Source organism: Pseudomonas sp. 22515, from assembly GCF_052044625.1.
GTDB classification, from domain to species: Bacteria; Pseudomonadota; Gammaproteobacteria; order Pseudomonadales; family Pseudomonadaceae; genus Aquipseudomonas; species Aquipseudomonas alloputida.
In genome coordinates, this window is sequence record NZ_JBQENN010000022.1 from 100332 (window position 1) to 111470 (window position 11139).

The window sequence follows — 11139 nt, forward strand, 5'->3', positions numbered from 1 at the left end:
CATTCGAGGTGGCCCGAGCTGCGCTGGCTAGCGACGATGTGGAATCATCTTCTAGAATCCGCAAAAAAATCAGGGACCTGTGACATGGCTGGTAGTCAGATCGAACGCGCCTTCAGTCTTGTAGAAAGCCTTACCGGTGAACCCCAAGGGCTGCCGTTACAAACCCTGGCCGAGCGCCTGGACATTCCCAAAAGCGCTGCCCACCGCATGCTCACTGAGCTGGTGCGGCTGGGCTACGTGCGCCAGAACCGGGAAAACAGCCGCTATCAGCTGTCGGCCAAGCTGGTAGCGCTGGGCTTTCGTTACCTCGCCAGCAACGGTGCCGACATCATCCAGCCGATTCTTGACCGCCTGGCCCAGGACAGCGGTGAGCTGGTGCGCCTTGGGGTGATCGACGGTGCCCGGCAAACCTGGATCGCCAAGTCTCAGGGGGCCCGCTCCGGGCTGCGCTACGACCCGGATATGGGGCGCGACGCGCCGCTGTTCTATACCGCCTCCGGGCATGCCTGGCTGGCCAGCCTGGACGATGAGCAGGCGCTGCAGATGGTGTTGCGCCAAGGTATTGCCGACCCCGAACAGTTCGGCCCGAATGCGCCACGCTCCACCGACGAGCTGCTCGCCTACCTGCACCGCGCCCGCGAGCGTGGTTATGCCTGGGTCGAGGAAACCTCCGCCATCGGCACCTCAGCCCTGGCCGCAGTGGTGCGCCGGCCGCAAAGCGACGAGGTAATCGGCGTGCTGAGCATCGCCGGGCCCAGCGCGCGGCTGGCACAGAGCCGCCTTACAGCGCTGGCACCGCTATTGCTGTCGGCGGCAGAAGAGCTGTCGGCGGCCAGTCCCGCCAGCGAGCTGTTTGCCTGAGAGGATATTCCGGTCGATTACCGCACAGTCTGTTGCGCCCGTTCTTCTGAAAAGCTGAACTTGGTTCTAGATTGTCGAGTATGAATTTTGGAACTCGGTTTCAGAATTTCATAACAACAATGACAAGAGGACAGGCTGTTGAACGCACCCCTTCGTATTGCCTTGATTGGCGCCGGCATCATGGGCCGGCAGCATTACCAGCACTTGCGCAATGTGCCGCAAGCCCAACTGTGTGCGGTAGCCGACCCCGGCCCGCAGGCCGAGGCCTTCGCTGCCGAGTGCGGTGTGCCCTGCTTTGCCGACCACCGGCAAATGTTGGCGCATGTGCGCCCCGAGGCAGTGATCGTCGCCAACCCCAACAACCTGCATGTCGCCACCGCCCTGGATTGTGTCGAGGCCGGGGTGCCGGTGCTGGTGGAAAAACCGGTGGGCGTGAACCTGGATGAAGTGCGTGCTCTGGTGGAAGCCTCACGCCGCCGAGGTGTGCCGGTGCTTGTAGGGCACCATCGCCGACACAATCCGCTGATCGCCAAGGCGCACCAGGTGATCAACGAAGGCAAGCTGGGCCGTTTGATCAACGTCACCGCGCTGTGGCAGCTGCAAAAGCCCGACAGCTATTTCGAAACGCCCTGGCGCCGCGAGCCAGGGGCCGGTTTCTTGCTGACCAACCTGATCCACGACCTTGACCTGTTGCGTTACCTGTGCGGCGAGGTGGTGCAGGTGCAGGCCTTCACCCGCAACGATGTCCGCGGTTTTGCCAACGAAGACAGCGCCGCGGTGCTGCTGCAGTTTGCCAACGGTGCCCTGGGCAGCCTGACCGGGTCCGACGCGGTGGCTGCACCGTGGAGCTGGGAGCTGGACGCTGGCGAAAGCCCTGTGTACCCGCGCCAGGATGGCCAGCCGTGCTATCTGCTGGCCGGTACCCAAGGAGCACTGAGCATTCCCCAGCTCAAGCGCTGGCATTACGCCGAGGCAGGCTCGGGCTGGCATACGCCCCTGTTGCAAAGCTCGGAAAGCATCCCCGCCGGCGAGGCATTGACCCTGCAATTGCAACATTTTGTGCGGGTTGCCCGGGGTGAACAGGCGCCGCTGATCGACGCTGCCGACGGGGGGCGCACACTGGCGCTGATCGAAGCGATAAGGCAGGCAGCCCAAAGCGGTCGGGCTTGCGCGCCCGAGCACATTGGCTGATACAACCTTACTATTGCGGGTGATGATAAATGACTGATCGAATTTTTTCCCTCGCGGCCCTGACGGTGCTCGAGCTGTCTCCTCCGGACATGGTCGAGGCCGCCGCCCGGGCGGGTTACAGCCATGTCGGCCTACGGCTGGTGCCAGCCACCGAACAGGAGCGCCATTTCCCGTTGGTCGCCGATGCCGAACTGCGCCGGCAAACCCAGGCGCGCTTGCGCGACACGGGTATCAAGGTGCTCGACCTGGAGATCCTGCGTCTTGAACCGGCCACCTGTGTGGCCGATTTCGAAGCGATCCTGGCGGTGGGCGCCGGGTTGGGTGGCACTGAATTGCTGGTAGCGGGCAACGACCCCGACGAAGCGCGCCTGACCGAACGCTTTGCCGCATTGTGCGAGCTGGCGGCGCAATACGGCATTCACCCTCACCTGGAGTTCATGCCCTGGACCGACGTACGTGACCTGCGCCAGGCCATGCGGGTGGTGGCCAACGCCGACCGCGGCAATGGCTGCGTACTGGTGGATGCCTTTCACTTCAACCGCTCCGGCTCTTCGCTGGACGACCTGGCGCAGCTGGCGCCGCAGCGCATGCGCTATGCCCAACTGTGTGACGTTGCTGGCCCGGTACCGGCTGACATGGACGAGATCCTGCGCCAGGCGCGTAACGAGCGACGCTTCCCGGGTGATGGCGACGCCGACCTGATTGGCCTGTTGCGCGCCTTGCCGCCGAGCGTGCCGCTGAGCCTGGAAATCCCCACGCGGCAATTGCTGGAGCAGGGCATCAGCGGCGAACAGCGCGCGCGCATGGCGCTGGAGAAAGCCAAGGCGGTGTTGGCCACCGTCTGATCGAGCGAACGTGGCGCATGGCGCCGGCTGCGTCACGTTCGTGAGTGAACCCGCTCCCACACCGAACATTGCCTTGTCGTTGTTGTTTCTCAAGAAATACCAAGCCAAAAAAAAGGGCCCGCAAGGGCCCCGTAGAGGTAAGTAGCTAGCGCTCTCAGGCGCTCTCGACCTTGCGCGGTGCCATGAAATACATCCACACCAACGCCAGGAAGTACATGGCGGGGATCATGGTAAACAGCACGGCATAGTTGTTGTTGGTAGCGGTCAGCACGCTGCCGACAATCTGCGTCATGAACATCCCGCCAATTGCCGCACACATGCTGCCGAAGCCGAATACGGTGCTCACCAGATGCTTGGGTGTGTAGTCCATCACCAGGCTCCAGATATTCGCCGTCCATGCCTGATGCGCACCTACCGCGATCGAGATGGCCGCCACCGCGACCCACAGTCCACTGGCGTTGGCGGCAAAGATGACGCTGAGCATGGTGCAGGCAAAGATCAGCATGGACACCAAGCGCGCTGTCGTGGCACGCACGCCACGGCCGATCAGCCACGACGACAGAATGCCACCCCCGATGCTGCCGAAGTCTGCCGTCAGCCAGATGATGATCAACGGGATGCCCATCTGGGTCACGTTGATGCCCAGGCTGTATTGCTGGTTCAGGAACGGCGGCAGCCAGTACAGGTAGAACCAGAACACCGGCGCGGTAATCGCATAGGCCACTGCAAAAGCCCAGGTGCCACGCAGGCGCAGGATACGGCTGAACGGCACGCGGGTCGGCTCGGGCTCGTCATCCTGCTGGATGTACTGCACCTCGCTCTGACGCACGCGGGGGTGGTCTTCAGGGTTGTAGTACTTCAGCACCCAAAACACGACCCACACCAGGCCCAGGCTGCCCATTGCGATGAACGCAGCCTGCCAGCCCCACACAGCCAGGATCAGCGGCAACAGCGCGGGGGTGACCATGGCACCAACGTTGGTACCGGCGTTGAACAGCCCCGTTGCAATCGCCCGCTCACCCGCCGGGAACCACAGGCGCACGGTCTTGACGCAGGCCGGGTAGTTGGCGGCCTCGGTCAGGCCGAGGATGAAGCGGCAGACCATGAAACCTGCCGCCGAGGTGGCCAGGCCGTGGGCACCCGTGGCCAGGCTCCACAGCAGTACAGCGAAGAAGAAGGCCCGTTTGACCCCGACCTTGTCGATCAGCCGGCCTTGCAGCAGAAAGCCGATGGCATAGCCGACCTGGAACCAGAAATTGATGTTGGCGTAGTCCATCGCCGTCCAGCTCATTTCCTTGGCCAGCACGGGCTGCATGATGCCGAGGGCGGCGCGGTCGATGTAGTTCAGGGTGGTGGCGAAGAACACCAGGGCCAGCATGCCCCAACGGGTCTTGCCGACGCCGAAGGCGCCGCGGAGCTTGTCGCCGATCGAGCCCTGGGACATCCGGGGCGCGGCGGGGGGGATCTTGGAGTGGTTCATAGACTGCTCGTTTCTTGAAATTGTATTCAGCTGCGGTGCTACGGGTACGTGACCGTTTCCCAGGCAGGGGGGGCACGCAAGGCCGGTGCATGGTGAGCAGTGAAGACGGCAGCGTCAATTCAAGAGACGGGCTACTGTTCGGTTATCGAACGGTTGCGTTGGCCTGCGGGCGCGGCAGGTATTCACCTCACTGAAGGGTAGAAGGCTTTGGCCCTGGTTGCCTGATGCGCGCAACACCGACATCAATGATGTGCACAGCTCCCGCTCAACGCTCTACCGGCCAGATACCCGAAGGTCATCCCAGGGCCAAGGGTAATGCCGCCGCTCGGGTAGTACCCACCCATCACGCTGTGCATGTCGTTACCCACTGCAAACAACCCGGGTATCGGCTGCCCTGCGTGGTCCAGTACGCGGGCTGAGGCGTCTGTGTCCAGGCCGGCGAAGGTGCCAAGGCTGCCTGGCAGCAGTTTCACCGCATGGAACGGCCCCTTCAGCAACGGCCGAAGCGACGGGTTAGGTGCCTGCTGCGGGTCGCCTTGGGCCCGGTTGTAGGCCGACGCGCCACGTAGAAAGGTAGGGTCTTCACCTTGTGCCGCATGATGGTTGAAGCCCTCCACCGTGCGCTGCAACTGCTCGGCGTCGATCCCGCAGCGCTGCGCCAGTTGCGCCAGGGTAGCGCCGCTGTGCAAATAGCCACGGCGCTGATAGAAGCGGGTAGGGAAGGGAAAGGGCTTGGCCCAACCGATGCCATAGCGCCGTTGCGCAGCATGGTCGCAGATCAGCCAGGCCTCCGGCTGCTCAGCCTGCGGCGTGGCGGCGAACAGCGCGTTCATGAAGTCGTGGTAGCAATCGGCTTCGTTGACGAAGCGCCGACCATCGCGGCGCACGGCGATGAAACCGGGCTTGGCACGGTCGATCAGGTGTGGGAAATGGCCGAAATGGCCATTGCGGCGCGGTACCTGCGAGACCGGCGCCCAGGCGCCCCCGTGGGCGCCTGCCGCAGACACCCGCCCACCCGCCTGTTCGCCCAGGCGCAAACCATCACCGCTATTCTCCCTGGGCGCAGCGGAGTAATGCTGGTCACCGTCCGGCGCGTGCGGCATCAGCTGCGAGATACGCTGGCGATCATGTGGGAAGCCACCGCAGGCCAGCACCACACCACGCCGTGCGTAGATCGTTTGGCCATCGGCAAACAGCGCGCCGTTGACCCGTTCTTCGCACAACAACAGACGGCTGGCCGCTTTCTCGGTCAGCAATGTCACGCCACGATCAAGGGCGCTGCGCAGCAGGCGCGCCACCAGCGCGTTGCCATTGACCAGATGCAGGCCGCGACGGTGCAGCAGCAGGTCGCGGCCATGGCGCAACAGGCGCTTGCCAACATGCAGCGCTGCCTTCGGCGAGCGTGTGGCGTTGAAGAAGGCAGCCATGTCGGCACCTCCGGCAATGCCCATGCCGGCCAGGCTGACGATGTCCAGCGGTGGGCGTAACGTGTGCAGCCAAGGCCCTAGCCGTCGCCCGTCGTAAGGTAATGCACACAGCGAGCGACCACCGCGTGCACTGCCATCGCCTTCACGCATGTCGGGCATACGGCTGCCGCACTGGAACTGCACGGCAGTGTGTTGCTGGAAGAACGCCACCATTTCCGGACCATGGCGCAGGAAGGCGCGTTGACGCGGGTCCAGCTCGCGGGTGTGGGTTTGCGCACACAAATAGCGCTCCGGGGCATCGTCGGCTTCGACGATGCCTTCGGCGATGGCCAGAGGGTTGCGCGGTATCCACAACCAGCCCCCCGACCAGGCACTGGTGCCGCCCAGCTGGCTGGCTTTTTCCGCGACGACCACTGTCAGGCCATGATGCGCGGCGGTTACGGCGGCAGCCAGGCCAGAGGCGCCGGAGCCGATGACGAGTACGTCACATTCAAGGGGGGGCATGGAAGGGGTCCGCTCGGCTGTTGGAAGAGGTGGTGTGTGGCTTACTGCAGTGGTGAGAAACCGGTCGGGCGCAGCAGCCGCGATTGCAGGCGCAGTACCGCGCCCAGCTCGCGGTTGCGTCGCGAGAATTCCGCCCAGCGCGAGTCTGCCGCCATGGCTGCGCGGCGCGCCATGCGGTCGTCGAGGCTGGCATAGCCCCAGATGTGCACCACTTGGTTGACGTCGCCGAACTCGCTGGTGAAAAAGCCCACCAGGTTGCCCAGGTGTTCGCTCTGCACCTCGAGTGCGTGGCTTTGGTACAGGGCCAGCCAGTCGGCCATTTTCAATGGGTCGAGGGTGTAGGTTCTCAGTTCGTAGTACATGCCGGTTTCTCCGTAGGGGTAGCCGGCGCCTGCAGGCGCGCGGTGATGTGGTTGGCAGCAAGCCAGCCGAAGGTGAGGGCAGGGCCCAGGGTGATGCCGGGGCCGGGGTAGGTGCCCTTCATCAGTGAGTTCATGTCGTTGCCGACCGCATAGAGCCCGGGAATGGGCAAACCGCTGCGGTTCAGCACGTTGGCATCGGCGTTGGTCACCAGGCCACGGGCTGAACCGAGGTCGCCGGTGTGAATGCGGATGGCATAGAACGGCCCCTTGGTCAGGGGGGCCAAGCATGGGTTGGGCGTATGTTGCGGGTCGCCCATGTAGCGGTTGTAACTGTTGCCGCCTTTGCCAAATGCGCGGTCGATGCCATTGCTGGCATCGCTGTTGAACTGTGCAAGTGTTTGCGCAAACACCTGTGGATCGACGCCGATGGCCAGGGCCAGTGCCTGCGATGTGGTGGCCCGATACAGGTAGCCTGCGTCGATCAACGCCTGGTTGTTGACGGGCTTGGGCCGCGCCAGGCCAAGCCCGTACCGGTTCATTGCCTCGGCATCGCAGACCAGCCAGCAGCTGGCAATGCCGTTGGCGAACATGGTGTGCACGAAGTGGTGGTAGGAGTCGGACTCATTGACGAAGCGCCGCCCGGCTTGGTCTACCGCAATCACGCCCGGCTTGGCGCGGTCGGTGACCAGGTGCGGGAAGCGCTCACGTTCACCATCGGCATGACGTAGTTCGGAAACCGGTGCCCAGAAAAAGTTGGCCGCCAGGCTCTCGCCCTCGGCTGCTGCCACGGCCTGGGCAAGGCGCAGGGCGGCTCCGTCGTTGGCCGGTGGTGACATGGTCAGGTGCGGCGCCTTTTGAGCAGGGCGGTAGCCGGCGGCCATTGCGCCTGCTGCGAATCCGCCCATGGCGCACACTACGCCACCACGGGCCATTACCCGCTCACGGCGGCCCTCGCGCTGTACGACCACGCCCGTGATCACGCCGTGCTCGGCGATCAGCTCCACGGCTTCGCTGCGCAACCACAACTGCGTGCCGTGGGCGAAGGCGCTGGTGGCCAGGCGGGCGATCAATGCGTTGCCGGTGGTAAGCCGGGTGCCGCGTGGGTGCTGCAGGCGGTCGCGCGCGTAACGCGCCATCAGCTTCAGGCAATGCCACAGCGACTTGGGTGAGCGGCGAATGCTGAGGAAATGCTGGATATCCACCCGGTTGACCATCATGCCGCCGAACAGCAGCATGCCGGGCGGTGGCATCTGCAGGTCCTTGAAGCGTGTGCCCAGGTGCTTGCCGTCGTATTCGACCATTTCCAGCGCCCGGCCGAACTGAGTGGCGCCGGGTGCATCCGGGTAATAGTCGGGCGAGAGTGGGCGCAGGGCATAACGCAGTTCGGTGTTCTGCTCCAGCCAGCGCAGCGCTTGGTGGCCATGCTCGATGAAGGCATCGCCCAAGGCGGGATCGTAGCCGTCGCCGATGACCTGCTTGAGGTAGGTGCGCATTGCCTCGGGGGAGTCCTTGGCGCCCGCGTCACGGGCTTGGTCGGTGCCGTACAGCCACACCGCGCCGCCAGAAATCGCCGAGGTGCCGCCAAAGCGTTCGGCCTTTTCCACCACCAGCACCTTCAGCCCGCGGCGGGCCGCGGTGGCGGCAGCGGCAAAACCACCGGCACCGCTGCCCAGCACAACCAGGTCGAAGCTGTTGTGTGTGTGCTCCAGAGTCGTCATGGCTTCAGATCTCCAACGGTGTGACGCCCATGAAGGCGCCAAGGTGGCCCAGTTGGGCGAAGGCCATTTCCGGGCCAGTCTGGATCCTGCAACCTACTTGCCGCGCGCGGTTCAGCAGCGGGGTTATCTCGGGTGAGGTGACCACGTCGGCGACCAGGGTGTCTGGCAGCAGGGTAGCCAGCAGGGCGGCGGACAGCGGCAGCTCTGCGCGGGTGCCCATGCCGACTGGGGACGCGTTGGCCACCAGGTCGAAGTCTTCCAGCCCATTGAACTGTGTGCTGACCGTGAGCCCGGGGAAGCCGTTGCCGAGCAGTTCGCATACAGCATCCATGCGTGCTGTGCTGGGGTCGCTGAGGGTAATGCTGGCGATCCCTGCCTCAGCCAGTGCATAGGCAATGGCACTGCCAACACCGCCGCAACCGATCACCAGTGCCCGTTTGCCCGCCGGCTCGAAGCCATGCTTGTGCGCAGCGCCGAGGAAGCCGACGCCGTCCACGTTGTCGCCCAGCAGGCGTCCGTCGCGCTCGCGACGTATCACATTGACCGAACCCAGGGCAGCTGCGCGCTCGCTCAGGCCGTCCACGCGGTTGGCCAGCGCCTGCTTGTAAGGCACGGTGACCACGCAACCGCGCAGGTTCTGCCAGCCACGCAGGGTATCCGCAAAGCTGTCCAGCGCCGCCTCGTGCAGGTCGAAGGGCAGCATGGCGAGGTTGCAGTTGTTGTGGTTGAACCAGGTGTTGAAGTTTTCCGGAGACTTCACCTGGGCGATGGGCGAACCGACGATGGCGACCAGTTCAGTGGAACCTCGAATCATGCTGACCTCCTTATTGGCGTTGTTATGGAGGCAAGGGTGAGGCAGAGGGACGCGTGCAACAATGCGTCAAGCGGCCACTTAATGCGATAATCGCAGTCATGATCCGGTTATCGCAGTAATCGGCTGTTTTTGTTCCTCTGGTAGCGAGTCGAATGCATGAACACACCCGCCATCCATCCCCGTGACTTGATCGCGGGCTTGCAGAAAGGCCTGGCGCTGATGCAACTGTTCAGCGCCGAGCAGCCGCGCCTGAGTGTGCCGCAGGCGGCCAGGTTATCTGGCCTTACGCCCAGTGCGGTGCGGCGGTTTCTGCTGACCTTGGTGCACGAGGGCTTTGCCGAAACTGACAGCCGGGAGTACTGGCTGACCCCCAAGGCCTTGCGCATCGGCCAGGCCTATGTGGACTCGGCGCAACTGCCGCGCATGCTGCGGCCGATTGTTGAACAGGTGGCGCGGCAGACCCAGGAGCACGTATCGGTGGGTACCCGCGATGGCGATGAGATCATTCATCTGGTGCGTAGCCGGTATAGCCATGTGGCGTCTTTGTCGATCAGGCCGGGCTCGCGGGTACCCATGTATTGCACGGCCGGCGGGCGTGTCTGGCTGGCCTGGCTGGATGAGGGGGAACGGGACGAATACTTTGCCCGTCAGCCGCTGCGGGCGTTGACGCCTTACACACTGACAGACCGGGCGCAGCTGGACGCTGAGCTGTTACGCGTGAAGGGGCAGGGGTTCTGTATCGTTGATCAGGAGTATGAAATCGGTATGCGGGTGCTGGGGGTGCCATTGCTGGGACGGGCCGGTCAGTTGAAAGCGACGCTGACCATCACGACTCATGCTTCGCGGTTGAGTATTGATGAGATACGGTTGCGGTATTTACCGACCCTGTATGAGGCACAGGCGTTGCTTCGGCCAGTGCTGGATTGACGCAGACATGGCGCAGTCGGCGGGCTGGCGCCATGGATGTGAGAACGGGTCACCCGGAAAGGTGGCTTTGCTCGCCTTTTGGGCCGCTGGACGGCCCAAACCTGTTGACAGGCAGGCTTCAGCATCCGGCTCGGTGGCCGGGAGTGGCTTTCAATCAATGAGCCAACCCTGGTCCCCCTCGATCAAGGTCCCTCCATGACTGGTAGTGTCACCCTCCCTTGCTGCGGGGTGGCCCTCGATGATCGTGCAGGCAGCGCCGGTTTCGATAACGGCGCCACAACTGATGCGATCGCCCATACGAGCGACGGCCTTGCCATCCACGAATGTTGCACTTGCGCCGGTTTCCACAGTGCCTTCGCCATGTAGCGGGCAGCTATGACGATGGCCTACCAGTACGATGGGTTTCATTTGCGCTTCCTTTTGCCGGGTTGAATGGGGGCTTCCTCAAATGCTTCGGGTGGCGGTGGCGCTGCTCGGACGTTGAACAGGCGGCAGATGCCGTACCAGCAAATGGCGACGGAGAGGTTGTAGGGAAACAGCACGGCCCAGAACGGCAATTGCCAGTTCTTTTTGCCCTGCATTTCACCGGGCTCGCCGGTTCGCCAGGGGGCATAGTGGCGCCAGGCTTCTGCCGGGGTCAGGCAGATGGCGTGAAGTGGCTTGTGCCACCAGTTGGGTTCACCGGGCGGGGGGAGTTTGTCCGGGCCGTGGTCCATGAAGTGGCGCAGGTATTCCCACACTTCGGCGACATGCTTGACGCCGGGTTCGGTGGGTTCGTTGCTGTCGACCCAGAGGCAGTCTTTTTGATGCAGGCTGCCGTCTTCCCGGCGGGGGGCGAAAGCGAGGGCATAGCTGGTGCTGAATGATGAGCCGCCGTATTCGGTGCGCTTGAAAATGCCACCTCCGGTGTTGGCCCATTCGAATACGAGTACCTTGCTCAAACGTTGGTAGTAGATTTTTTGGGTTGATCGATTGAAGCAGAAAATTGATAAGCGTTTTATGAAATATAT

At 63.5% G+C, this 11139-nt stretch carries 11 protein-coding genes; 4 read left to right on the forward strand and 7 right to left on the reverse strand.

The genetic code is table 11. From position 1 onward, the window contains the following. Positions 1 to 84 precede the first annotated feature (84 nt). The 3 genes from ACTJJN_RS19950 (at position 85) to ACTJJN_RS19960 (ending at position 2897) form a co-directional block, all read left to right on the forward strand. On the forward strand, positions 85 to 861 hold the full coding sequence (locus ACTJJN_RS19950) for an IclR family transcriptional regulator (RefSeq protein WP_012052805.1): 777 nt from the start codon (positions 85 to 87) through the stop codon (positions 859 to 861). A 138-nt stretch (positions 862 to 999) separates the two neighbouring features. Then, positions 1000 to 2052, forward strand: coding sequence for a Gfo/Idh/MocA family protein (locus tag ACTJJN_RS19955; protein WP_221100177.1), 1053 nt, complete (start codon positions 1000 to 1002; stop codon positions 2050 to 2052). A gap of 29 nt (positions 2053 to 2081) precedes the next feature. Then, a complete protein-coding gene (locus ACTJJN_RS19960) occupies positions 2082 to 2897 on the forward strand; it encodes a sugar phosphate isomerase/epimerase family protein (protein WP_221100176.1) in 816 nt (271 codons plus the stop codon). A 154-nt stretch (positions 2898 to 3051) separates the two neighbouring features. On the opposite strand, the gene ACTJJN_RS19965 is transcribed toward ACTJJN_RS19960, so the two are convergent. The 5 genes from ACTJJN_RS19965 to ACTJJN_RS19985 all read right to left on the reverse strand — a co-directional run bounded on the left by ACTJJN_RS19965 (position 3052) and on the right by ACTJJN_RS19985 (position 9202). Further along, positions 3052 to 4377: an MFS transporter gene (locus ACTJJN_RS19965; RefSeq protein ID WP_012052802.1), complete on the reverse strand. Its 1326-nt coding sequence runs from the start codon at positions 4375 to 4377 to the stop codon at positions 3052 to 3054. A 242-nt stretch (positions 4378 to 4619) separates the two neighbouring features. Continuing rightward, the gene (locus ACTJJN_RS19970; RefSeq protein WP_221100175.1) at positions 4620 to 6308 is read right to left on the reverse strand and encodes an FAD-dependent oxidoreductase; all 1689 of its coding nucleotides are present in this window, start codon (positions 6306 to 6308) and stop codon (positions 4620 to 4622) included. Between the two features lie 41 nt (positions 6309 to 6349). After that, entirely contained in the window at positions 6350 to 6670 is a 321-nt protein-coding gene (locus ACTJJN_RS19975; protein ID WP_003250862.1) for an NIPSNAP family protein, read from the reverse strand. Next, positions 6655 to 8388 (reverse strand): FAD-dependent oxidoreductase, encoded by a 1734-nt coding sequence (locus ACTJJN_RS19980; protein WP_003250865.1) that lies wholly within the window; start codon positions 8386 to 8388, stop codon positions 6655 to 6657. Before ACTJJN_RS19980 ends, ACTJJN_RS19975 begins: the two co-directional genes overlap by 16 nt. A 4-nt stretch (positions 8389 to 8392) precedes the next feature. Then, positions 8393 to 9202: a shikimate dehydrogenase family protein gene (locus ACTJJN_RS19985; RefSeq protein ID WP_012052800.1), complete on the reverse strand. Its 810-nt coding sequence runs from the start codon at positions 9200 to 9202 to the stop codon at positions 8393 to 8395. A gap of 156 nt (positions 9203 to 9358) precedes the next feature. Between ACTJJN_RS19985 and ACTJJN_RS19990 the strand changes: the two genes are divergently transcribed. Beyond that, entirely contained in the window at positions 9359 to 10129 is a 771-nt protein-coding gene (locus ACTJJN_RS19990) for an IclR family transcriptional regulator (protein ID WP_003250869.1), read from the forward strand. Between the two features lie 150 nt (positions 10130 to 10279). On the opposite strand, the gene ACTJJN_RS19995 is transcribed toward ACTJJN_RS19990, so the two are convergent. Further along, complete coding sequence (locus tag ACTJJN_RS19995; protein ID WP_012052799.1) at positions 10280 to 10537, reverse strand: PAAR domain-containing protein; 258 nt, start codon at positions 10535 to 10537, stop codon at positions 10280 to 10282. Then, on the reverse strand, positions 10534 to 11139 hold a 606-nt coding region (locus ACTJJN_RS20000), incomplete at its 5' end, for a DUF6708 domain-containing protein (protein ID WP_440781553.1). The genes ACTJJN_RS19995 and ACTJJN_RS20000, both read right to left, overlap by 4 nt.